Annotated in this window: 21 protein-coding genes and 1 pseudogene; 12 read left to right on the top strand and 10 right to left on the bottom strand. The window is 69.6% G+C overall.

All coding sequences use genetic code 11. The features are described from left to right. Positions 1-108 precede the first annotated feature (108 nt). Positions 109-1,782, top strand: coding sequence for an alpha-amylase family protein (locus tag AB0I12_RS04055; protein WP_359924221.1), 1,674 nt, complete (start codon positions 109-111; stop codon positions 1,780-1,782). 57 nt (positions 1,783-1,839) lie between these two features. Beyond that, entirely contained in the window at positions 1,840-2,013 is a 174-nt protein-coding gene (locus AB0I12_RS04060; protein WP_359924224.1) for a CsbD family protein, read from the top strand. Between the two features lie 3 nt (positions 2,014-2,016). On the opposite strand, the gene AB0I12_RS04065 is transcribed toward AB0I12_RS04060, so the two are convergent. Next, complete coding sequence (locus AB0I12_RS04065; RefSeq protein ID WP_359924227.1) at positions 2,017-3,210, bottom strand: MFS transporter; 1,194 nt, start codon at positions 3,208-3,210, stop codon at positions 2,017-2,019. A gap of 85 nt (positions 3,211-3,295) precedes the next feature. On the opposite strand from AB0I12_RS04065, the gene AB0I12_RS04070 reads away from it, so the two are divergent. Further along, a complete protein-coding gene (locus AB0I12_RS04070; RefSeq protein WP_359924230.1) occupies positions 3,296-3,865 on the top strand; it encodes a putative glycolipid-binding domain-containing protein in 570 nt (189 codons plus the stop codon). Here the strand turns inward: AB0I12_RS04070 and crcB (AB0I12_RS04075) are convergent. From crcB (AB0I12_RS04075) to AB0I12_RS04085, 3 genes are all read right to left on the bottom strand, one after another. Beyond that, a complete protein-coding gene (crcB, locus tag AB0I12_RS04075) occupies positions 3,862-4,233 on the bottom strand; it encodes a fluoride efflux transporter CrcB (RefSeq protein ID WP_359924232.1) in 372 nt (123 codons plus the stop codon). The two genes, AB0I12_RS04070 and crcB (AB0I12_RS04075), sit on opposite strands and share 4 nt — an antisense overlap. Then, positions 4,230-4,712, bottom strand: coding sequence for a fluoride efflux transporter CrcB (gene crcB / locus AB0I12_RS04080; RefSeq protein WP_359924235.1), 483 nt, complete (start codon positions 4,710-4,712; stop codon positions 4,230-4,232). Before crcB (AB0I12_RS04080) ends, crcB (AB0I12_RS04075) begins: the two co-directional genes overlap by 4 nt. 214 nt (positions 4,713-4,926) lie before the next feature. Then, entirely contained in the window at positions 4,927-5,877 is a 951-nt protein-coding gene (locus AB0I12_RS04085) for a hypothetical protein (RefSeq protein WP_359924238.1), read from the bottom strand. A 185-nt stretch (positions 5,878-6,062) separates the two neighbouring features. On the opposite strand from AB0I12_RS04085, the gene AB0I12_RS04090 reads away from it, so the two are divergent. Beyond that, positions 6,063-6,521: a hypothetical protein gene (locus tag AB0I12_RS04090; protein ID WP_359924240.1), complete on the top strand. Its 459-nt coding sequence runs from the start codon at positions 6,063-6,065 to the stop codon at positions 6,519-6,521. Here AB0I12_RS04090 and AB0I12_RS04095 read toward each other — a convergent pair whose 3' ends face one another. Beyond that, positions 6,522-7,094, bottom strand: coding sequence for a sigma-70 family RNA polymerase sigma factor (locus AB0I12_RS04095; protein ID WP_359924243.1), 573 nt, complete (start codon positions 7,092-7,094; stop codon positions 6,522-6,524). Between the two features lie 210 nt (positions 7,095-7,304). Here AB0I12_RS04095 and AB0I12_RS04100 point away from each other — a divergent pair, with 210 nt between their 5' ends. Further along, a complete protein-coding gene (locus AB0I12_RS04100; RefSeq protein ID WP_359924246.1) occupies positions 7,305-7,802 on the top strand; it encodes a DUF2505 domain-containing protein in 498 nt (165 codons plus the stop codon). Here AB0I12_RS04100 and AB0I12_RS04105 read toward each other — a convergent pair. After that, positions 7,794-8,675: a LysR family transcriptional regulator gene (locus AB0I12_RS04105; RefSeq protein WP_359924249.1), complete on the bottom strand. Its 882-nt coding sequence runs from the start codon at positions 8,673-8,675 to the stop codon at positions 7,794-7,796. The genes AB0I12_RS04100 and AB0I12_RS04105 overlap by 9 nt on opposite strands. A 72-nt stretch (positions 8,676-8,747) precedes the next feature. Here AB0I12_RS04105 and AB0I12_RS04110 point away from each other — a divergent pair, with 72 nt between their 5' ends. Then, complete coding sequence (locus AB0I12_RS04110) at positions 8,748-9,110, top strand: hypothetical protein (RefSeq protein WP_359924252.1); 363 nt, start codon at positions 8,748-8,750, stop codon at positions 9,108-9,110. Continuing rightward, positions 9,103-10,650: a multicopper oxidase family protein gene (locus AB0I12_RS04115; protein ID WP_359924255.1), complete on the top strand. Its 1,548-nt coding sequence runs from the start codon at positions 9,103-9,105 to the stop codon at positions 10,648-10,650. The genes AB0I12_RS04110 and AB0I12_RS04115 overlap by 8 nt, the downstream gene beginning before the upstream one ends. On the opposite strand, the gene AB0I12_RS04120 is transcribed toward AB0I12_RS04115, so the two are convergent. After that, the gene (locus AB0I12_RS04120; RefSeq protein ID WP_359924258.1) at positions 10,651-12,204 is read right to left on the bottom strand and encodes a mucoidy inhibitor MuiA family protein; all 1,554 of its coding nucleotides are present in this window, start codon (positions 12,202-12,204) and stop codon (positions 10,651-10,653) included. It lies immediately after the preceding gene. After that, positions 12,201-13,130: an LLM class flavin-dependent oxidoreductase gene (locus tag AB0I12_RS04125; protein ID WP_359924260.1), complete on the bottom strand. Its 930-nt coding sequence runs from the start codon at positions 13,128-13,130 to the stop codon at positions 12,201-12,203. The genes AB0I12_RS04120 and AB0I12_RS04125 overlap by 4 nt, the downstream gene beginning before the upstream one ends. A 158-nt stretch (positions 13,131-13,288) precedes the next feature. Here AB0I12_RS04125 and AB0I12_RS04130 point away from each other — a divergent pair, with 158 nt between their 5' ends. Both AB0I12_RS04130 and AB0I12_RS04135 read left to right on the top strand, forming a co-directional pair. Beyond that, on the top strand, positions 13,289-15,040 hold the full coding sequence (locus AB0I12_RS04130) for a hypothetical protein (RefSeq protein WP_359924263.1): 1,752 nt from the start codon (positions 13,289-13,291) through the stop codon (positions 15,038-15,040). 58 nt (positions 15,041-15,098) lie between these two features. After that, positions 15,099-15,224, top strand: a pseudogene (locus AB0I12_RS04135) (transposase); the annotation flags it as partial. Positions 15,225-15,467: 243 nt separating this feature from the next. On the opposite strand, the gene AB0I12_RS04140 reads toward AB0I12_RS04135, so the two are convergent. Continuing rightward, the gene (locus tag AB0I12_RS04140) at positions 15,468-16,430 is read right to left on the bottom strand and encodes a hypothetical protein (protein ID WP_359924266.1); all 963 of its coding nucleotides are present in this window, start codon (positions 16,428-16,430) and stop codon (positions 15,468-15,470) included. 199 nt (positions 16,431-16,629) lie between these two features. On the opposite strand from AB0I12_RS04140, the gene AB0I12_RS04145 reads away from it, so the two are divergent. Genes AB0I12_RS04145 through AB0I12_RS04155 form a run of 3 tightly spaced genes read left to right on the top strand, consistent with a single transcriptional unit; the run spans position 16,630 to position 21,374 of the window. Next, positions 16,630-17,703, top strand: coding sequence for a LacI family DNA-binding transcriptional regulator (locus tag AB0I12_RS04145; protein WP_355692183.1), 1,074 nt, complete (start codon positions 16,630-16,632; stop codon positions 17,701-17,703). A gap of 11 nt (positions 17,704-17,714) precedes the next feature. Further along, positions 17,715-21,113 carry a sugar-binding protein gene (locus AB0I12_RS04150; protein WP_359924269.1) on the top strand — a complete coding sequence of 1,133 codons (3,399 nt, stop codon included), beginning with the start codon at positions 17,715-17,717 and terminating at the stop codon, positions 21,111-21,113. A gap of 39 nt (positions 21,114-21,152) precedes the next feature. Then, entirely contained in the window at positions 21,153-21,374 is a 222-nt protein-coding gene (locus tag AB0I12_RS04155) for a hypothetical protein (RefSeq protein WP_359924272.1), read from the top strand. Positions 21,375-21,449: 75 nt separating this feature from the next. Here the strand turns inward: AB0I12_RS04155 and AB0I12_RS04160 are convergent, their stop codons facing one another. After that, positions 21,450-23,549, bottom strand: a complete 2,100-nt coding sequence (locus AB0I12_RS04160) for a hypothetical protein (protein WP_359924274.1) — start codon at positions 23,547-23,549, stop codon at positions 21,450-21,452. Positions 23,550-23,563 lie beyond the last annotated feature (14 nt).

Here is a 23,563-nt window from a genome sequence, read left to right on the forward strand (position 1 = left end):
GGATGGCAGGAACCGGCCACGTCCGCCTAGACCTCAGATGGACAGAGCGGGAACGGACACCTGCCGCGGTGGGCGTGTACGCCGCCGGGCGCCGGGTACCGGCGGGACATGCGCCTGACGGAAACCGCCGACGTCTGGTGGAAGAACGCGGTGATCTACTGCCTCGACGTCGAGACCTTCTTCGACACCGACGGCGACGGGCGGGGTGACCTGCGCGGGGTGTGCCAACGGATCGACCACCTGGCCGAACTCGGGGTCACCTGCCTGTGGCTGATGCCGTTCTACCCGACGCCGGATCGCGACGACGGCTACGACATCAGCGACTTCTACGGCGTCGACCCGCGGCTCGGAACCCACGGTGACCTGGTCGAGCTGATCACGCTGGCGCAGGACCGCGGCATCCGGGTGATCGCCGACCTGGTCGTCAACCACACCTCGGACCAGCACCCGTGGTTCCGCAGCGCGCGGGCGTCGCGCGAGTCGCCGTACCGCGGCTGGTACGTCTGGCGCGACGAGCCGCCGCCGGACGCGGACAAGGGCATCGTGTTCCCCGGCCAGGAGACCAGCCTCTGGCAGTACGACGAGGAGGCGGGACAGTACTACCTGCACCGGTTCCGGAAGTTCCAGCCGGATCTCGACATCGCGAATCGCGAGGTGCGCGAGGAGATCGAGCGGGTGGTCGGCTTCTGGTCGGAGCTGGGGCTGTCCGGGTTCCGGGTGGACGCGGTGCCGTTCCTGCTCGACACAGCCGGCGCCGAGGACGCAGCCGGGTTGCCGGATCCGCACGACTTCCTCCGGGACCTGTGCGCGTTCCTGCATCGCCGGCGCGGGCAGTCGATGCTGCTCGGCGAGGTCAACCTGCCGTATCCCGACGTACGGCGGTTCTTCGGCGACGAGGACGGCGACGAGCTGACGATGTGTTTCGACTTCATCGGGATGCAGCGGCTGTACCTCTCGCTGGCCCGCAACGACCCGGCCGAGCTGGTGGAGGCGCTGCGGGAGCGGCCCGATCCGCCGGAGGAAGCGCAGTGGGGGACGTTCGTCCGCAACCACGACGAGCTGACCCTCGACAAGCTGTCCGACGCCGAGCGGCAGGAAGTGTTCGACGCGTTCGGCCCGGACGAGACCATGCAGCTCTACGGCCGCGGGCTGCGGCGCCGGCTGCCGCCGATGCTGGACAACGACCAGGACCGGCTCCGGATGGTCTACAGCCTGTTGTTCTCGCTACCTGGTACGCCGGTGCTGTTCTACGGCGAGGAAATCGGCATGGGGGAGAACCTCGCCGCCGAGGACCGGCACGCCGTCCGGACGCCGATGCAGTGGACGGCCGATGCCAACGGCGGGTTCTCGACCGCCGACCCGTCGCAGTTGCCGGCGCCGATGGTCGAGGGCGAGCTGGGCCCGGACAAGGTGAATGTCGCGGCCCAGCGGCGCGATCCCGACTCGCTGTTCAGCTGGATGAAGCTCCTGATCCAGCGGTACCGCGAGTCTCCCGAGTTGTCCTGGGGCACGTGCACGATCCTCGACAGCGGCGTGCGGTCGGTGTTCGCCCACCGGTCGGACCACGAGGACGGCACGATCGTTGCCGTGCACAACTTCGCGCCGGACGCCGCCCGGGTCGACCTGGCCGTCGCGGGCCACGGCCTGGGGCTGCGGGCGGTCGACCTGCTCGCCACCGGTACGCAGAGCGTCGGTGACGACGGCGTGTTGTCGCTCGACCTCGCGCCGTACGGCTGCCGCTGGCTGCGGATCGTGCGCCCGGGGGATCGGTATCTCGTGTGATTCGCGGGGGTACGGCGCGGGTACCGGCTGCTGGTACGCAAGGAAGGGGAGACGACGATGAGCAACAAGGACAAGCTCGAGAACGCGGCCGAGGCCGCCAAGGGCAAGGCCAAGGAAGCGACCGGCGACGCCACCGACAACCGCGACCTGCAGGCCAAAGGGCAGGCCGAGAAGACGAAGGCGAATCTGAAGCAGGCCGGCGAGAAGGTCAAGGACGCCTTCAAGGACTGACGGTCAGCTCTCCTCACGGTTGCCGAGGGCGATGAAGGCGACGATCGCCAGGGCGGTTAGGCAGGCCGGGATGAAGAACACGTGCGGCAGGCCGATCGCGGCCACGCCGACGCCGCCGATGGTCCCGCCGATCGCGGAGCCGAGGGGGATCGCGCTCAGGAAGATTCCGGACGCGGTCCCCACGCCTTCGGGGTACAGCCGTTGGGCGATCGAGACGCCGAGGGCGCCGACACACGCCCACAACCCGGCGGTCAGCGCCTGGCCGACGAACAAGCCGACGACCGACGTACTGAGGGCGTAGGCGAGGTTCCCGGCCAGTCCGAGGACGGCGCCCGCCGTCATGGCCCGGATCGCGCCGTACCGGTCGGCGAGCCGCGCCACGACGGGCAGCAGCAGGAGTTCGAGCAATGGCTGGATGCCGATGACCGCACCCCGCACCGAGTCCGACACGTGCAACTGCTCGGCCATGTAGATCGGCAGGTACCCGAACTTGATGGTGTCGCCGGTCATCGCCAGCACACAGACCGCGGTGAAGGCCAGCAGCGGCATCATGTGATCGATCCGCCGGCGCTCGGACGGTGCATCCGCGCCAGGGTCGTCGTACCGCTCGACGCGTTGCCGGCCGAGCGGGATCACCTGCGCGAACACGCAGACAGCTGTTGCCATCAGCAACGTACGCAGGCCGAAGACGCCGCCGAACCAGCTGCCGAACACCGGCCCCAGGATCCAGCCGGTGGTGAACGCCATCCGGACCGTCGCGACGACCCGGTTCTCGGCCCTGGTCGGGTGCCGGCTCAACTCGTCACGGCAGGCTGCGAACAGCTGTGCCATCGAGCCGCCGGCCACGCTCAACGCGAGCGCACTGATCACGAACGGCATCCAGACGGCCGTTGCCGACGCCATCGCGGCCCAGCCGAGCGCGCCGACCACCGAGCAGATCCGGAACCACAGCAGCCGGTCCCGAGTGCGGTCCGACCATCGCCCGACCAGGAACCCGGCGACCGGAGCGGCGAGGTTCGTCACGTAGTACAGACCGGCGACAGGCAGCGGTGTGTGCAGCTCCCGCACCAGGAAGAGCGTCAGTTGCGGGGTCGCGGCCGAGAGACCGACACCGGCGATCAGCAGGGACAGGAACGCCGAACGGTAGAACCGTGATCGGAGGACGATTCCCAGCGCGGACTCGGACCGGTCGAGCATCACTCCATGCCTCGGACAGCGAGGCGCACCGTGCCGGTGAGGACAGTCACCGGGTAAGTTCATCATGTCCCGATAAAGTCTGGACATGGACCTGCGCGCCCTGCCCGCCGCTGCCTCGTGGACGCACCGTGACGCCCGGGTCGGTTTCGAGGTGCTGTTCGCGGAGCCAGGCCGGTTGCGCGGCCGGACGTCGGCTCGCGAGGGCGACTCGACCTGGTACGTCGGGTACGAGATCACCGTCGGCGCGGACTGGGTGACCGAGTCCGTGCACGCGGCGAACTCGACCGTGACTGGTGATCACCAGGTCGTGCTGACCCGCTCGGCGGAGGACCGCTGGAGCGTCGACGGCGTCGCCCGGCCGGATCTCGACGGCTGCCGGGACGTGGACTTCGAGTCGTCGGCGGTCACGAACACGCTGCCCGTCCACCGGCTCGAGTTCGTCCCCGGCGCCACCTTCGAAGTACCGGCAGTGTTCGTCCGGGCCGACGACCTGAGCGTCGTGCGGCTCGAGCAGCGCTACACACTCACCAGCTCGGCCCCGGATCGGCACGTGTTCCACTACGAGTCCGCGACGTTCGACTTCGAGTGCGAGTTGGTGTTCGACGCGTCCGGGTTGGTGGTGGACTACCCGGGGATCGCGACCCGGGACCGCTAACCCCAGATCGCGTCGCTGACGGCCACGCCCAGGAACACGCTGCCGAGGCCGGCGACGATGCTCGCGGTCACGTTGGCGATCGCGAGGAACCGCGCCCGGTCCTCGTAGAGGCGGATGGTCTCGTAGGAGAACGTCGAGTACGTCGTCAGGGCGCCGCAGAAGCCGGTGCCGACGAGCAGTTGGAGGTCGTGGGGGAGGGCCGCCGCCGAGCCGGTCAGGAAACCCAGGACGAGGGATCCGAGGACGTTCACGCTGAACGTGCCCCACGGGAACAACGAGTCGTGCCGGGCCTGGACAGCACGGTCGGCGACGTACCGCAGCGGTGCGCCGACCAGGCCGCCGGCGATCACGAGCAGCAGCCGCGTCATCGGGTCCTCCAGGTGATCAGCGCCCGGGTCGCGGACACGGTCGCCCACACCGCGAGCAGCGCGCCGGCGACCGTCACCGTGAGGTAGAGCAGCGCGTTCGCGGCGTGGCCGGCCGTGACGAGTCGCTGGATGTCGACGGCGTACGTCGAGAACGTGGTGAACCCGCCGAGGACGCCCGTGCCGAGGAAGGGGCGCAGCAGGCGTTGCCGGGTGAAGAGGTCGGACACCAGCACCATCAGGATCCCGATCAGGCCGCAGCCGACCACGTTGATGATCAGCGTGCTGATCGGGAACCCGCCCGTCGGCGTCGGCCAGCCGAGCCCGATCAGGTACCGGGCCGACGCGCCGATCGCTCCGCCGGCCGCGATCGCGCCGAGGACCAGCGGGTCGTGCGCGCGCCCGGCGCGGCCGTCGATCCGCAGGTCGACGTCAGGGTCGACCGGCCCCTTGGGCAAGGGGTTGACGGGGTGCTGCTGCACAAACAGTCCTCCTACCGGAATCGACCTCGCGGCGCGGCGCCACGAGGTTCCTCGGGTAGGGACTGTTGGCCGCCGGACGGCGACAGTTGGATCCGGTGAGCCCCACCGCCGGTCGAACTCGGACCAGCATAGCTGCCGCCGCCACTGGCCGGCTCAGCGGTCCACGGGAACGCCGCCCCCGGCCGGAGCCGGAGGGCGGCGTTCGGGTGAGAGGTCAGCCGCCGTTGAGGACGTCGTACTTCGGGGCGATCCGGAAGTACTGCGGGTCGGAGAAGGTCAGCGGGACCTTGCCCAGACTCTTGACGACGGTGCTCGTTCCGTTGGCGTGACCAACGGCGTACAGGTAGCCGGATTTGGTGTCCCGGTCGATGCCGAGCAGCAGCGTGCCGGTCGTGCCGCACTTGGTCGCGATCAGCTGCTCGAAGCCCTGCCAGGTCGAGCCGCGGACGACCCGGCTGGTCGGGCCGGACATGTACTTCGTCGGCCAGGTGACCGTGACGAGCGAGCCGCTCCGGGTGTTGGCCAGGAACGTCTCCGAGGTCGCGGTGCGGCCGATCAGCGCGATGCCCTTGACGGTGCTGAGTCCGCCGGCGCCGGCACTGACGCGCCAGGCGGAGCCGTCGGAGATCCAGCGCTGCGTGGTGCCGTCGGTGCGCTGGCCGTACAGCAGCTTGCGGGCCGGCTGGCCGGCGTCCGCCGGCTGCAGGATCGACTGCTCGATCCAGCGGTAGTTGGACCAGCCGCCGCCGATCCGGAGGTTGTTGTGCGGGTAGTGCGGGTCGAGCTGGCTCTGGCCGTCGACGACGAACGAGCTCGAGTACAGCGCGCCGCTCATGATGGTGAGGCCGGAACGGGCCTCGCCGCTGGTGCCCACCGGCGTACCGGTGAACGTGGTGATCTTCTGGACCTGGCCGGCCGGGAACACGCCGGCCGTACCCCGGACCCCGCCGATCGTGATCGGCGCGGTGGCGTTGATCATCCTGCTGGTGAACGCGCCGGTCGACGTCACCGAGCCGAGCCGCAGCGAACACGCCGCAGTGGTCGCCGTCGTGCCGGCGGCTGCGGACTGTCCGGCCGGACGGGCCTGCGCCTGCGGCGTCATGGCCGCCCCCAGGCCCAGCGCGAGCACGCCGGCCGAGGCCAGACCTACGGTCTTTCGAAACATCTGAATCGTCCCTCCCCTTCACGCGGAGGCACCCCAGCCTCCGTCGTACCGCGTTGGAGTCCGGCCGCGAGAGAAAAGTTCGACGTCGATGTGACGTCCGCGACAGCGCTGCGCGGGCCCCGGTGACGCTGCGTACTGGTAGACACGGGAGTACGCACGCGGAGCGGACTGGGGAAGCGAATTCGATGGTGATGGCCTGGCGGTTCGGCGCCGTCGACGTCGACGCCGTCATGACCGTGATCCGTGACCCGGCAACGTTCGCGGAGTGGATGATCGCCGTCCCGCCGGAGCTCCGCGCCGCGGCGAACTGGCCGCAGGCCGGCAGTGTCATCCAGCGGGACGACGGCCGCGCGCCGCGCGCACGCCACGCCCACAACCGGCAGCTGGTCGTCGCGATCGTCGAGACCTGGCGGCCCGATCACGAGCTGGTCGTCCGGCTGCGCAGCGGTCTGGGCGGCTGGGTCCGCATCTCGGTGAACGTCCAGCCGCGGCCCGGCGGGGCGCTGATCGAGGTCCGCGCCGATCCGCTGACCGCCACCGCGCGGCTGCGCTTCACCGGCTCGGCCCGCGGCCGCGCCGAGGAACGCTGCGCCGAGGTCGCCGAACGCCTGATCGAGCTCGCCACCACGCCTGACATGCCGTGATCACCCTTCCTGCAGCAGGCGCCGCAGCCGGTTCGTGGCGCGGAACTGCAGTTGTTTGACGGCGCCGTCGGTGCGGTCCATCGCGGCCGCGGTCTCGCTGATCGACAGGCCGGCGAAGAACCGCAGCAGCAGGCACTCGCGCTGGTCGTCGGGCAGGTGGGTGAGTGCGCCGCGCAGCGACGCCTCGCTCACCGACGCCAGCGCGGCCTGCTCGGGCCCGATGGCGTCGTCGATCTGCGGGTCGACCTCGTCGGTGACGATCGCCAGCCGGCTCCAGCCGGAGCGGTGATGGTCGATCACCACGTTCCGGGCGATGGTCACCAGCCAGGCCGCGAAGTTCAGGTGCGCCCGCGGCCGGCGGGCGATCGCGCGGAACGCCCGCAGGAACGTCTCGCTGGTCAGATCCTCGGCCGCGCTGCGCGACGAGGTCTTGGAGTAGGTGTAGCGGTAGATCGACGGCAGGTACCGATCGTAGAGCCGCCCGAAAGCTGCTCCGTCGCCCGCTTGCGCGAGCCTGATCAGTTCATCCTCGTCGTCGGCATCGTTGGATACTGCGGCGGTGTGTGTGGACATGTGCCGGTTACGCACCGCCCGGTGCGAAGTGGTTGATGGCCATGCGCTTCCTAAGCCCCGTTCTCAGTCAGCTACGCCGTGAACATCACGAAAAGGTTACCGAATGTCGCTCACCGTGTCACCACCTGTCCGCACAGTTGCCGACGGCGCGGGCGGCCGGTAGCTGCAGGGGCGCTGACCGGTCGCTCGCCGGCGGTGCAAGATGGGCGCATGGATCTGTCTCTCGCCACGTCGTACGACGCCTCTCCGGAGGAGGTCTTCGCGATGATCACCGACATCACGTTCCAGGAGCAGGTGTTCCAGCGGCTCCGGGCGCAGTCGTACGACGTCGTGGTGGGCGACGACGGCGACGACCTGGCGGTGCAGTTCCACTGGCAGACGCAACTGTCCGACGTACCGGTGGTGGCCCGGAGGTTCGTCGGGACCAGCTTGCAGCTGGAGCAGTCGAAGATCTGGCACCGGCCCGACATCGACGGGGCACGACAGGCCGACGTCGACGGAGCGGTGACCGGGGTGCCGGTGAAACTGACCGGCACGACGCGGATCGTGCCGGAAGGCCGCGGGACGACGCAGGCGTTCGACCTGCGGGTGACGGCGTCGGTCCCGGTCGTCGGTGCGCGCCTCGAGCAACTGGTCGCGGACGCGGTCCGGTCCCGGCTGGAGAAGAAGTTCGAGGTCGCCTGGTCGTGGCTGTCGGGCTCACTCTGAGTCCCAGTCCCAGCCGGTGATCGCGGCGCGCAGGAGTCCGGCCGCGGCGGACAGCTGCGCGTCGGCATTCCAAAGCAGGGTGAGCGTACGGCGGCACTCCGGGTGGTCGACCGGTACGGCCGCGACCGGGTAATTCGGGATCGCGCGACGGGCGAAGACCGGGTTGAAACCGATGCCGAGACCCGACCGGATCAGCTCCTGGATCGCGGCCGCCTCGTCGCTCTCGCACACGATCCGCGGAGTCGCGCCGGTCTCGGCGAACAACCGGTCGAGCAGCCGGCGCTGCCAGTGCCCCTTGCGGGCGATGACGAACGGCTCGTCGACGAGGTCCGCGACCGTCACCGACGGACGGCTCGCCAGCGGATGGTCGAGGGGTGTCACCACGAGCACGGCCTCGTCGAGCAGCACCGCCGATTGCAGGCCGGCGTTCGGCACCGGCTGGGACGCGACGCAGAAGTCGACGTCCTGGGCACGCAACGCGCGTGGCATGTCCACCGCGGACAGCTGCTGAAGCTCGATCTCGACGGACGGGTGCTCGCGCTTGAAGGTTGCTATCGGCTCGGTGAGCGCGAGGAAGGTCTCCGCCGCGAGCCGCACGCTGCCCGAACCCTGCGCGGTCGCCTCCGCGACCGCGCGGCGGCCGGCGTCGAGTTCACCGAGCGCGCGCTCGACGTACCCGCGGAACAGTGCGCCGGCCGGATTGAGCCGGAGCCGGGCGGCGCGGTCGAACAACGGCGTACCGAGTTCGTTCTCCAGCCGGGCGATCGTGCGGCTCAGTGACGGCTGGGCGACGTGGAGCTCGTCGGCCGCGCGGCTGAGGTGCTCGAGCCGGGCGACGACTGCGAACTGGCGGAGCATCGTCAGGTCCATCATGACCCTTCCGTCATCACGAGATAGCGATATTGGTCTTGGACGCTCATAACGCGTGAATCATAGTGTCGCGGCATGGTCAGTGGTTGGGCTCTGCGCGGGCTCGTGAGCGCGCATCTGGTGGCGATCGTCGGTCAGCCGGTGTTCGCCGGCGTCTATCTGAGCGGCGACTTCGACGGGTTGCGCCTGCACGCCGTCGGCGCGGACGTCGTCACGTCGATCGGCTGTCTGCAGGTGATCGCCGCAGCGGTGGTCTGGGCACGGCTCCGGCGGGTCTGGCCGTTCTTCGCGTCGCTCGGAGTGGTGGCGGCCGAGACAGTGCAGTACTTCGCCGGACAGGACGGCGCGCTGTGGCTGCACCTTCCGTTGGGCGTGCTGACAGTCGCTGCGGTGGTCGTGTTGTTCATCGCCGTCTGGCGGGAGGCCGCGCATGCGTGAGCGGATGAGCAGGCGTCAGGTGCTGGGCATCGGCGGCGCGCTCGGGCTGGTCGCCGCGGGCGGGTTGTCGAGCGCGGCCGCACTGTCGCGGCGCCCGGCGTCGACGGGGGCCGAGCTGCGCAGCGCCGTACCGTTGCCGCCCGCGTTCCAGGTGCCGTTGCCGTTGCCGCCGGTGCTGTCCGGTGCCGATCGGTACGAGATCGTGCAGCGGGAGGTCACCGCGGAGATCCTGCCCGGCGTGCCGACCCGGTTGTGGACGTACGGCGGCACGTTTCCCGGGCCGACGATCGAGTCGAGGCGAGGGCACGCGATCACGGTTGCCCACCGCAACGAGTTGCCGGTGCCGACGGTGGTCCACCTGCACGGCGGGCGGACGCCGGCGGAGTCCGACGGGTATCCGACCGACCTCGTGCTGCCGTCCGGCTGGGAGCACCACGCCCACGGCATGCACGATCCGCGGGCGGTGACGAGCAACGTCACGCGGGAGTACACGTTCCCGCTGGATCAGCGGCCGACGCTGCTCTGGTACCACGATCACCGGATGGACTTCACCGCGCCGGCCGTCTGGCGCGGCCTCGCCGGGATGCACCTCGTCCGCGACGACGCCGAGGAGTCCCTCGGTCTGCCGTCAGGGGTACGTGAGCTGCCGTTGCTGATCGCGGACCGGGCGTTCGCCGCCGACGGTTCGTTGGCCTATCCATCGATCGACCCGTCGTTGACGATGCGGCCCGGTGTCGAGGAGCCTTATCTGGCAGGTGTTCTGGGCGATGTCGTCCTGGTGAACGGCGCGCCCTGGCCGGTGCACGAGGTCGATGCGGCGCGGTACCGGCTGCGGATCCTGAACGCGTCGAACGCGCGGCACTACGACCTCGAAGCGGTGCTCGACGACGGGCGCCGGCTCGACCTGGTCCAGATCGGCGCCGACCAGGGCCTGCTCAGCACCCCGGTGACGCATCGCCACCTGCCCATCGCCCCGGCCGAGCGGTACGACGTGATTGCCGACTTCGGCCGGGTCGCCGTCGGCAGCCGGGTCCGGATCGTGAACCGCGCGAGCACCGGCCGCACCCGTGACGTGCTGGCGTTCCACGTCGTACGGAAGGCGGCCGATCCCAGCCGGATCCCGGACGTGCTGTCCGACGACCTGCCGCGGTGGCAGCGATCGGAGGCCGTCCGGACGCGGGACTTCGCGTTCCGCGCCGGGCAGATGGGCGACGGCCACTGCTGGCTGATCGGCGGCAGGCCGTTCGCGCCGGACCGGACCGACGTCACCACCCGGCTCGGCGACGTGGAGCTCTGGCGGTTGGTTGCCGACGTCCACCATCCCGTCCATCTGCACTTGGCCGGCTTCCGGATCCTGTCCCGCGGCGGCCGCGAACCCCTCCCGTCCGACGCAGGTCTCAAGGACACCGTGTCGTTGCGTCCGGGGGAGTCCGCCGAGATCATCACCCGCTTCGACGGGTACCGCGGCCGCTACCTCTTCCACTGTCACAACGCCGAGCACGAGGACATGGGGATGATGGCGAACCTGGAGATCACCTGATCACTCGCGCCACCCGGCCAGGTCCACCGACTTGCCGGTGTCGACCCGGAACGCGAACTTGACGACGGTTTCCGCGCCGGGCCCGAGGTCGAGTTTCCAGGTGACGACGCCGAGGTCGGTGGTCTCCGCCGGTTCGGGGTCGGCAGTCAGCTGTTTGACGGTGATCTCGTGGTCGCGGGCGACCGGGAACTGGTCGAGCACCGTGACTCGGGCGGCATGTGGGGTGTGGTTCTCGATCTTGGTCTCGTAGTCGACCTGCCGTCGGCGCGTCGATCCGAGCGTCGCCTTCGTCGCGCCGCGCCGGACCATCTTTCGCTCCACCCGGATGCGGTCGTCGAGGCCGAGGGCGAGTTCGACGTCCTCGCCGGGCGCCCACAGCGGCAGCGCGGCCGAGCCGACGAAGTCCGCGTCGTGGAAGACCGCGGCCTTCCCGGCCGGGAGCGTGTGGACGGACGAGTTCACCACGGTCGCCCGCAGGTGGACGTCGGTGGATCGCACCGGGGCCGTGATGTAGTCCAGCTCGGCGTCGAGGTCGATCGCGGCGATGGTCGCGCGGTGGGTCGCGCCGTCCGCGGGTACGGCGACGGGGCGCGGCGGGGTGTAGCTGGCCGCCGTCACGCCCTGCTCGACGATCGCTTGTTGCTCCACGAAGGCGGGCGCGGCCGACTGGAGGGTCTCGGCGAACGCGTCCGTCCGCGCCGCGCCGCGCATCATCGGGGCGGCGGCGACAGGCACCGGCGGGTGGAAGCGGTCGAGGTACCAGGGATCGAGCTCGGGGACCTTCGCCGTCACGGTCGGTCGCGCCGTCGACAGGGTGAGCTCGCACTCCGGCCAGTCCTCGCCGGTGGCCTGCGTGATCACCCCGTACCAGTTGAGCGTCAGCCGATCGCCCCGCAGACGGACGTCGTACGAGCTGGACCAGCCGGCCGCGGGCACGACGTACGAGAGCTCGATCTCGACCTCCGCATCGGACTCGGCCTCGAGCGTGACGGCCGCGGACCGCCGGTCGGGTGTGCGTTTCTCCGAGAGCGCGGCGAGCTGCCGGCCGATCGCGGCGAGACGGTCGTCGACGTCCCGGCGCTGCGCGGTCAGCTCCCGGCGGCTTGCCCGTACGGCGGCCAGTCGGCTTGCGAGCGACTCGGTGAACCCGCCGAGCTCGGCGGTCGAGTCGCCCGCCGCCAGCGTCCGCGCGAAACTTCCGCCGGCCCGCTTGGCCAGCTGTGCGAGGAAGGTCTCGAGCTGGACCTGTACGTCGTCCGCGTCGGTCAGCGCAGCGATCTCGTCCTGCGCCGCACGCCGCTGCCGCTCGAGCTCGGCGACTGTCTCGTCCGGAGCTTGCGGATGGTGCTGGGTCGCCACGTCCACCCCGAGTACGGTCGCCGGCCCGCGCCCGGACACGCGCACCGAATCGTCCTGCAGCAACAGCGGCAGTGGCTCGACGTACACGGTCTGATCCCCGGCCGGCACCATCAACCGCCCACGCCGGGTGATCCGCGCCCGATCCGGATACACGGTCACCGCGACGATCGGCGCATCCACCACAAGTTCGCTCATGTGTTGACAGTAGCCGCGAGGAGTTCGAGTTGGCGGCGGTAATCGTCGAGGCCTGCGGCCGCGAGCCTGCAGACGAGGTGCGTGGCGCCGGCTTCGACGTACGCCCGGAGGTGTTCGGTGACGTGGGACGGGGGGCCGGCGACGACGGCCTGGATCTTGCGGAGGTCTTCGAGGTCCATGCCGTAATTGGTGCGGGCGTAGCCGCGGAGGCGGTCCTCGCCTTCGGCCAGTGAGTTGGTGATCGCGACCGAGACGAACAGCGCGGGCGTGACGGCGCGGCCGGACTGTTGCACGACCTTCAGGCCGGTGGCGTAGTCGTCGGCGCGTGGGGGATAGGGCAGCCAGCCGTCGTACAGCCGGCCGGTCCGCTCAAGGGCGGCCGGGGTCGATCCGCCGAGCCAGATCGGCGGTCCGCCCGCGGTGTGCGGCCTGATCGTCGGCGGTACGTCGTCCAGCCGCAGTACGTCGCCGTGGAACGTCACCGGCTCGTCCGCACTCCACAGCCGCCGCCAGAGCGCGACCGTCTCGTCCAGCCGCGCGAACCTGCGCTCCCACGGCACCTCCGACAACCGGTGCAGCGGTACGCCGAAGCGCCCGGGGAATCCCGCACCGACGCCGACCACCAGCCGGCCGCCTGACAGCAGGTCGAGCGACGCCAGGCTGTGCGCCGCGTTCACCGGACGTCGGATGACCGGCATCAGAGTCGCCGTACCGACGGTCACGCGTTCGGTGGTCGCGGCCGTTGCGGTCAGCACCGTCAGCGCCTCGATCCGCGGTGTCAGCACCGAGTCGTTGGCCCACACCGAGTCGTACCCCAACTCCTCGGCCGCGACCGCCAGCCGCACCACCTGCCGCGGCTCGTCGCCCGCCGTCCACTGCGCTTTCACCGTCGGGAGCAACACGCCGACCTTCGCATCCAAGTCCATACCGCCGATCGTCGCGAGCGCCGTCCGCCTGGGCAATTCCCGCCTGGGAATCGGCCGCTCGGAACGATAGGTAGTTCGCCATTTCGCCTTGCAGGCATGGGATTTCGTGGGCTCGGTGGATTTGGCGAAATCGGCATGCGTTCGATAGAATCGAACACATGTTCGAGAATGATCTGGGTGTGTTGCCGACCCGCGACCTGCTGGAGGCCGCGGCTGAGTGCCGTGCGGTGGCGAGCCGGGCCGACGCGCGGGTGCTGGAGTGTGCCCAGGTCTACGCTGACCGGTTTCATCCCGCGGTGTGTGGGGTGCGGCCGGGTCGACGGGTGGGTGATGGGCGGGAGCGTGCGGTGGTGCTGGGTGGTGAGGGTTGCCCGGAGATTGCGGAGTTCGCGGTGGCGGAGTTCGGTGTCGTGGTCGGTGTCTCTCCTGGTGTGGGGCGTCAGATCATCGCCGATGGCCTGGCGTTGCGGCATCGGTTCCCAAGGATCTGGGCGCAGGTTCAGGCTGGTGCGGCGACTGCGTGGAAGGCCTGTCAGATCGTGCGGTGCTGCGGGAAGCTGGACCTGCAGGGGGCGGCGTCTGTGGACCGGCGGGTGGCGCCGGTCGTGGACACGATCTCGCCGTACCGGCTGGACAAGATCGTGGCCGCAGCCAAGAAGCAGGCCGATCCGGGGCTCGCTGAAACCGACGCCGCGGAAGCAGCCGCCGACCGTGGCGTGTTCGTCGGGCGCGGGGACGGGCACGGCAACAAGACGATCTACATCAAGGCCGCGGCCGGCGGGGTGAATCGGTACAACGCGGCCATCGCCGCGATCGCCGAGGCTTTGAAGACCTTCGGTGACACCCGCCCCGTCCAGCACCGCCGCGCCGAGGCCGTCGGCATCATCTCCGACCCCGCCTTCACCCAAGAACTCCTCACCCAAGCCCGAGCTCAAGCCGCCCCACAGACCGAAGCCGACCCCGCAGCGGACGCCCAGGGCGAAGCCGACGCGATACTGCATGTCCGGGCCGGAGCCGACGTAGCGGCCACGAGCGAGGCCACGATCAAGGCTGCCGACGAGCGCGTGCGTTCGGGGAGCGGGACGTTTGTGACGGCCGACGGTGCCGGCGTCGCGTGGGTCGACGTCGCGTGTGCGGACGGCGAGGACGATCTGCTGGAGCCGTCTGATCCGCGGGAGCCGGTCGGGCCGATGGAGGATCCGTGGTTGGAGGCGTCGGGGCTACGCGACCTCGATCTGCCGGTTGATCCGTACGACGGCCGCTCGCCCGACCCGAGGACCCGGACCGCTGAGGCGCAACCGATGGACGCTGCCACGCTCCGGGCGCTCGACGCACGACTCGCGCAAATCAAACAGGACGCCTACTCGGCAGACCCGACCAGGGCCGGCCGAGTCAGGGGACACGTGCGTCCAGGACAGACCGAGGTGATCGTGCATCTCACCGACAAGACGCTGGCGAGTGGTGCCGGCGTCGTGCGGGCTGAGGGCATCGGGCCGCTGCTGGCCAGCCAGCTGGCCGAACTGGTCGGGCACGGTCCCTACACGGTGAAGCCAGTCATCGACCTGAACGACGCGGTCAGCGTCAACGCCTACGAAATCCCCACCCGGATTCGTGAGCGGGTGCGACTGATCCACCCGGTCGAACTCTTCCCGTACGGCACCCGCGAGACCAGCGACACCATCGACCTCGATCACATCGAGCCCTACGACCTTCACGGGCCAACAGGCCAGACCAGCACCACCAACCTCGCGCCGCTCGGACGGTTCGGTCACCGGGTGAAGACGCACGCCCGCGGATGGTCCGTGCACCGCATCGACCACAAGACGCTCGAATGGACCACACCGCACGGCTTCACCTTCCATGTAGACCCCGACGGCACCCATCGAATCCCGTCTCCAGGCGGAACGTGAGGCAGCCGGCGCGGTTGGGCGTGAGTTGCGTTCGGGGATTGGTGTATCGCGTGGTGGCCCGGACTGGCTGCCCGAACGCCGCCGCGAGGCGGAGGCGGCTCTGACGTCAGTGGTGCCGGCGTGCTACCTGTCCGGGGTGTCCACGCGGCTGGTGGAGTCGTTGATGGACGCGCTGGGCATCACTGGTCCACGAGGGCGGCGGCCAGGCGATCAAGATCGCGGTCATGGTCGCCACCGCTGAAGGTGATCACGTCCTCCTATGCGTCCGGCAGCTCGCCGTGCGAAGCCGCCCTGGGCACGAGGATCAGCTTGTCTCTCGACCACGTCGAACACGCCCTCGCCGAAGGTTCAGTCTGCGGCTGCCCCGCCTGGACCGCCGGCGACCTGGGAGACCCTCGGGCGAGGCGCGCCCGCAGGGATCGGGCGATCATGCGGCCTTCGGGATGGCGTCCAGCTGCTCCAGGGCCTCGGTGAGTGGGGGGACCTCGTGGAGATGGAAGGTGCCGGTGGTGTAGTCGGTGACCTGGTGCCACTCGTTGTCGATCACGTAGTACACGTGCGGGCTGACTGCGCCCGGGCTCGTGGTGAAGAGTTCGGCGGTGCGGCTCACCATGGCAGCCAGTGCGTTCAGCGCCGTCTGATCTCGCAGCACATGAATCACGAGTTGGTCGCGCGCGGGCATGGCGACAAGACAACCGTGGGCAGGGTCCTCGACCCGGAGCGATTCGCGCAGCACCGTGTCGAACACGAGTGCTCTCGACGCGGTGAACATGCCTCCGCCGACAACGGTCAGCTCGGCACCGGCCAGCTGCACGGTCTCGACCTCGTCCTGGATCCGCCGAATGTTCGCGAGGCCGATCCGGGTGGCCTGATCTCGTGTCAGACCGAGCCTGTCGACGTCGAAATACATCGCGGCCGCGCGACCCACGCAGACAGCCGGCACCACGACGACACCCGGCACGAATTCAGGTGTGTCGCGGACCATGTCAGGATCGTGGAACGCTGCACACGCGAGCCTGAGATAGAGCTTGTTCTCCAGGTCGTCCGGCACCGTGATGACTTCGTCGGGTCTGGGCATCTGATCGAAGTGATCACTGACCTCGGCGTGCCACTGCTGTCGTGGCAGGTTCGCGACCTTGAGGGCGAGGTTGCCCAGACCTGCGGTCATTCCGCCGGCCACGTCTGCAGACACATCCCCGGTTCCGACCGGCACCAGGGCCGCGACGCCGTCGTACCGCATCGCGAAGCCGCGCTTCGCCGCTGCTGCCTCTGCGAGGCGCACCAATCGCGCGGCCTGCCCGACGGTCAGCGGCCTGAGCTGCGGATGCGGGTGCTGGTCGGCTCCGAGCGTCTGCCGGCCACGCCGGCGGTGATTCCTGTGCTTGTTCATTCGAGCACCTCCTTGCCCCAAGAACGTACGGATTTCCGCCGGCCGCGGACGGAGGAACCTCGCGGCCTGTGGATAACTGCCTGGGGATAGGCGGCTGTTAGCGTTAAAACCACTGACTCCGCTTCAGCCCTTGACGATGCCACTCGCGACTCAGTAGCTTGCAGGAAACCTTTTTAACGTTAATATCCCGGGAGTGCCGATGCAGCACACCAACCGTGGGCCGGCTCCGCACGGTCACGTCACGCTGGTGCAGGTCGCGCAGCGGGCGGGCGTCTCGGCGCAGTCGGTCTCTAACGCGCTGAACAACCCCGACCGGGTGGCGCCGGAAACCCGCAAGCGGATCCTGGCCGCGGTGGAGGAGCTCGGGTACGAGCCGAACCTGTCCGCCCGGGCGCTGCGCAACCGGAGCTCGTCGCTGATCGCCTTCAAGATGCGGCCGTCCCGGCCGGACAAGGCGTCGCTGCTGATGGACGACTTCCTGTACGTGCTCAACGCTGCCGCGGTCGAGGCCGGCTACCACCTGATCCTGTGCCACGCCGAGGACGGACCGGCCGGCGAGATCAAGGCGTACCGGGACCTGCTGAAGAAGACCTCCATCGACGCGTTCGTGCTGGCCGAGACGCATCACAACGACGACCGGGTCGCGGCGTTGCGTTCGTGGGGCGTGCCGTTCGCGTCGTTCGGCCGCTCGTGGGACGGCGACGACAGCCTGGCCTGGGTCGACGTCGACGGCCGCGCCGGGACCCGGGCGGCGACGGACCACGTGGCGGCCCAAGGGCACCGGCGGATCGGCCACATCGGCTGGCTCGCGGAGTCCGAGCTCGGCCAGGACCGCCGCGAAGGGTGGCTCGACGCCTGCCGCGACCGGGAGCTGGAGACCGACCTGCAGGCCGCGGTCGTCGACTCCCTCGAAGCCGGCCGGCAGGCCGCGCACCGGATGCTCGACGCCTCCCGCCCCGCGACCGCCCTGGTCTGTGCGTCCGACACGCTCGCGCTCGGCGTGATGCGCGCGCTGCACGAGCGCGGGCTGCGGCCGGGCGCCGACGTCGCGATCACCGGGTACGACGACTCGCCGACGGCCGCCCTGGTGAGTCCGGGACTGACCACCCTGCGCCAGCCGATCGACGAGGTCGGACGGCAACTGATCCAGGCCATCGACAACCTGATGGCCGGCGATCCCCGTGAGCCGCAGCACGTGCTGCTCGAGCCGGAGCTGGTGGTCCGCGGATCCAGCCTCCCCGGGCCCCGCACGTCCGCTGTGCCAACCTCCTGAAGGGACACAAGATGAGGCACGGAACCAGAATGCTCGCGGCGGTCGGCGCCGCGGCACTCGTGGTGACCGCAGTGATCTCCGCCCCGGCCGCTCCGGCGGCCGCCCCGCCCGCCGACCCGTTCGTGGTCGGCGTCGAGAACCTGCCCAACGGCCGCGGCGTCGGCGGCGCCATGGACCTGACGTCGTACGGCGACCTCGACTGGATCCATGTGACAGGTTCAGGGATCGACCGGAAGGCCGGCGTACCGCAGGCGCTCACCGTCGACGACCTGAACCCGGCGGGTGGCCGGACGACGCTCGACGACAGCCCGATCGCGTTCGGGTGGTCGGACGGCGCCTCGCCGGCGACCGGCGTCACCACCGGCGGCGTCTTCAACTACGACACGACGACGGTGGGGGACACGACGGCCCACGACGCCGGGTACCGGATCACGGTCCCGGCCGCAGACTCGCCACGACGCCTGGTGTTCGTGGGTGGGATCTGGCAGGCCCGTGGATCGGTGACCGTGACCGCGACCGACGGCAGCAGTCCGTACACCACGCAGATCAACGCGGGTGGTACCGCCGCAGCGAAGCGTTACACCGTGACGATCCGGCCGGGCCAGGGCGTCGTCGTAACCGGTCGCTTCGCGAGCAAACTGAATGCCGCCGGCAATCTGTCGTTGTCGGCCGCGGCGCTCTCGACGCTCGGGACCGGGTTCTCGGCGACCGCTGCGCCGGTGTCGCTGAACCTGACGGCCGAGGGGGTCAGCGACTGGATGCATCTCGACGGATCGACGATCAACCGCCGGGCCGGTACGCCGGTGCTCGCGGTCGCGAATCGGCAGTCCGGGGGAGCGATCGGCTCGCAGAACGACAACCCGGTGAGCTACTCGTGGACCGACGGCACGCCGACCGCGTCCCAGCCCGGCACCCGTCACGGAGGCATCTTCTTCGCCGACGGCGCGAACACAGGCGTGGACCTCACCGATCCGTACGGCTACGACCTCACGGTCCCGGCGGCAGCGGAACGTCGTACCGTGCATTTCGTCTCCGGTGTCTGGCGAGCCGCGGCGAGGATCTCGGTCTACCTCGACGGAGCCGCAACGCCGTCGTACGTGAGCACCGATCTGGTCAGCACCGACCCGTCGGTCACCCGAGTGTTCGAGCTGAACCTCGAGGCGGGACAGTCGGCCCGCGTCAGTGCGCAGGTGACCCGCAAGACGCATGCCTCCGGCAACGTCACGCTCGCGGGTGTGACGCTGGCGTCGGCCGGTAGCTACCGAGCTCTGGTGCAGAACATGCTCGACCAGGCCGCGGCGGCGGACGTGTACGCGGCGAGCGAGCCCGCGCAACGGCAGCTGGACAACGAGATCGCGGCGGCGACCGCGACCCTCGCGAACGGCGGCGCGCAGGCGGACGACCTGCGGCTCGCGTACGACTTCCTCAAGGCGGCGTTCGACGAAGCGGTCTCGTCCGCGGCGAACGCGCAGTACACCTACGTCACCAACCCGGGTCTCACCTCCTCGTTCGGCTGGGAGGGTGACCTGAACGCGCCCATCGCCTTCATCGACGGCAGCTACCGGCTGCGCAGCCGGGGCGACGCGATGATCACCTTCGGGGTGCCGAACATCCCGGGCAAGATCAAGTGGTCCAACGCCGAGGGATACCTGCCCGCGTTCATCAGCGAGTACGCCAAGGACGGTCTCGGCATCACGGTCGAGAACTTCGCCGACCTCGTCGTTGTCAACGGCAACCGCTTCGAGATCGCGTACTCGCGGATGACCGTCACCAACACCACGTCCGCGCCGGCTCGTCTGCCGCGGGTGTCGAGCCTGCTGACGCCGCTGAACGATGCCGGCGAAACGGTCGGCGCCGGGCAGACCGTCGTCCGCGACTATGCGGTGGCAGCAGATCGGTTCGGCGGCACGTACGACTGGCCGACGGCTGAGCAGGTGCGGACCCTTGGCGGCTTCGACGAGCACTACCGGCACATGCGGCAGTACTGGAACGACCGGCTGTCGGCGATCGCGGACATCACGGACCTGCCCGACCGGCGGCTGATCAACGCCTACAAGGCCGGGTACATCTACACGCTGATCATCCGCGACGACATCAACGGCGCCAAGGAACTGCACGTCGGCGAGAACGGGTACGACGAGATGTTCGACCACGACACGATCGGCATCGTGTCGACGCTGCTGACGGTCGGCGACTTCACCTACGCCCGGGACTACCTGTCCACGCTGCCGGCGCAGCTGCAGTACGACGACGCGAAGTGGAAGTACAGCTGGCCGTACGCGCTCTATCTGCAGCGCACCGGCGACAAGGACTTCATCCGCAGCCGGTTCGAGACGATCAAGAAGAACACGCACACGATCGAGACCGACCGGATCGACGGCGGCACGGGCATCATCAAGCAAACCGACGCGATCGACTCCCACGGGTACTGGACGATCGACAACTGGTCGGCGCTGACCGGACTCACGACGTACCGCTATCTCGCCACGGCACTCGGCGAGACCGCGGAGGCCGCGTGGGCGAAGGCGGAGTACGACGATCTGCTGAAGGTGGCAACCGCGCGCATCGAGCAGACGATGAAGCAGTACGACCTGGACTACCTCCCGATCTCGATGGTGGAACCGAACGAGACCGGGCCGCGCAAGGACCCGCGGGACGCGAACTGGGCCTCGATGTTCCTGTTCGGGCGCTGGGCGTGGGACGGGTACCTGTTCGGCGCCGACCAGCACGGGACGATGTTCGACAAGATCGACGACACGTACACGCACGGGTTCGAGCGACGCAAGGACGTCTCGGACACCATCTACAACTTCGGCGGGTACCCGCACGGGTACTTCTCGAGCGCGTACAACGCCGGCTACGGGAGCGCGGCGCTGCGGGGTGAGGAGTACCGCGACCTCGGGATCAAGTCGTACCAGTACATGATCGACAAGACGATGAGCGGGCCGTTCGGCTGGTGGGAAGGCGTCGACTACCCGAGCGCCGACTCGCCGTGGAACATCGACCACGCCCGGGGCGGCGGCGGTTCGAACCAGCACATGTGGGGTCAGTCCACCGCGACCAAGGTGCTGTTCGACTCGCTGATCGCGGAGAAGTCGGACGGGACCGTGATCATCGGCCGCGGTGTGCCGAACGAGTGGATCCGCAACCGGCAGCAGATCGCGCTGAACAGCTACCCGGTCACCGGAGGCCGCATCGGCTACCAACTCACCACGTCCGGCAGGACGGTGACGCTCCGGCTCAGCGGTGACACCACGAAGCCGACCGGTTACAGTATCGAACTCCCGGTGCTGCGCGACAACATCGCCCACATCTCGACCGAGGGCGCCGTCGTCGACCAGGTCACCGGCACCGTCCGCCTTCCCCGCGGCGCCACCCAGGCGACCGTGGTGCTGCGCCGCGCCCCGTAGGTCGGCGAAACGGCTCCGGCTGGCGCATACTGGGGCCAAATGGAGACAACACGCGCGAAGCGCCGCCTAGCCACAAGTCCCTTCAAGCAGCCGGTGCCCGCACCGATCAAGACGTTCGAGGTCGGTGGCCGGGTTTCCCACGACAAGGAAGGCATCGGCCGGATCACCGCGGTCGAGGGTGCCGAAGCGGTGGTGGTGGACCTCGGGAAGGGCCGTCTCCTCCGGGTCATGGCCCCCTTCCACAAGCTTCACAAGCTCTGACCGGGTCCCGAGGCGATCATCCGCTCGGCCGGACGACCTCCACCGGAGGCCGTCCGGCCGGCGCGCGTCACACCATCAGAAGTTGAGCTCGACGCGGGTCCCGGCGGGATCACCTGGATGGCGAAGCCACAGCACGCCGTCCTCGTACTTCGACTCACTGACGCCCTGCACCGCCGTCGGCTCGGACGGCACGCGGAGCGCCGTCGTGACCTGTACGCCGCGCGGCGCCTCGCAGCTGAACCTGATCGTGGTCGCGTCCCGCTGCCAGTCGACGACGCGGCCCGCGGAGGCGAGGAGCGTCTCGTCGGCGTACGTGAGGTCGCGCAGCCAGGCCAGCTGTCCGGGCCCGAGCTCGCGGCGCCGGACGATCGGCAACTGAGGGTCGAGCAGATCGAGGTAACTGCCCTCGAGAAGCTGTGAGCCGCCCGCCTCCTCCAGCACGGCGCCGATCAGGTACGGACCGCGCTGCACCGACAGCCAGTTGCTTGACTTCCAGGTGTGCCCGCCCGCTTCGGCCAGCTCGCGGATCGCCGACACCAGCTCGGCCGCGCGCTCCGGCGACTCGGTGAACTCGGCCGGCCGGGACGCGATGAACCGCACCCGCCCCTGACCGCTCGCCTGGACGCCGTCACGCGAGCGGTCCGCCCCGAGCGCCTCGGCCAGATGGTCGGCGCAGGTGTCGTACCGCCCGGTCCACCACGAGCGGATCTCATGGTAGGGATCTGCGCCGTCCCCGACGTACAGCAGGCTGCCGCCGCGGCTGACCCACCCGGCCAGCGCGTAGTGGATGCCCGGCGCCAACGGCTTCTGGAACTCGTAGCTCAGAACGAGTACGTCGACGTCGTCCAGCGCGTCCGGAGCGTCGATGACGTTCTCCAGCTGGACCGGGCAGACCCGCTGCCCCTCGAACAGCGCGGGCAGGGCCAGTCCGTAGAAGTCGGAGAAGTGCAGCTGCTCGCGGCCCTCGAGCGCCAACGCGTCCTGCAGACCGTCGTAGTGGCCGCTCTCACCACCGGGCGCCCAGCGCTGGAACATCGCGGTGTCGGACAGCGCAATCCCGATCCGCGGACCCTCCTGGGACCAGCGCACGTCGGGCTGGTCGAGATCGCGCAGGCTGTTCATCGCGATCAGGTAGCTGGTCGCCGTGTCCGGCGGGATGAGCTCGCGCTCGGCGGATCCCTCCCGCAGGTACGGGCGGTTGAAGATCCGGTGCGGCCACGGCGCCACCTCGTACCGTGCGACGCCGGGGTGCAGCAGCGACGCGACCAGCGTGCGTTGGTAGTTGGCGAGGTAGTCCTCCCAGGTGCGGTCCGGGTGGTCCTCGATCGGGTCGTGCAGGAACCACATCCGCCGGTCCGTACCGCGGGTCAGGTCCTGCGCGATGCCGTACTCCAGGTACGCCGTCTCGAACGTGCGCTCGGCGACCTTCCCGGCGTACACGTTCGGCGTCCGGGACGTGCCGGTCCACACCTGCGCGATCGCACCGTCGATCGACGGCAAGGTTCGCAGCCGCGATTCGGGGCTGATGATCTGCCATTGCGTGTAGTTCAGAAGGCTGTGCGTCGGGACGTAGAAGCGCACTTCGCGGCCCTGGGCGAGCGCCTCGTCGCGGAGCACGGACGTCACACGGTCCAGGCTGCGGGAGAGCAGGTGCTGCTTGAGCTGCCCGGAGCGGAAGTGCGCCTCGGGTGTGCTGTGCGGCGCCTGCCACGGCTCCTTGAAGAACGCCTGCCACTCACGCTTGAACGACTCGGAGTAGCCGGCCCGCGCCCAGAACTCCGGCTCCTCGAGGTGGATGCCCTCGACACCGAGCTCGATGATCGGGCGGAGCTTCTGCACCAGGTACTCGGTGAAGGCGAACGTCGGCACCATGTACGGGATGTCGGTGCTCTCACCGTGCAGGATCGGTGAGCCGTCGCCCGCGGTCTGCGCGTCCGCCCAGTGGCCGGAACCGTCCCATCGGCCGTCCAGGTAGTCCTGGTACGTGCCCCAGGAGATCCCTGTCATCAGGTGGATCCGGTACCCGGCCTCGCGCCACCGGGCGATCCGCTCCGGCGTGCTGTCGTTCAGGCCGTAGACCATCACGAAATCGGTGCGGAGGTCGATCGATTCGTCGTACGGCGCCTGCTCCTGGAAGCCGGTCGCCTCGCCGTGCTTGTCGGTGCTGTCGGTCATGCGCTCTTCCGTTT

This window comes from Kribbella sp. NPDC050459 (assembly GCF_040655315.1).
GTDB lineage: Bacteria > Actinomycetota > Actinomycetes > Propionibacteriales > Kribbellaceae > Kribbella.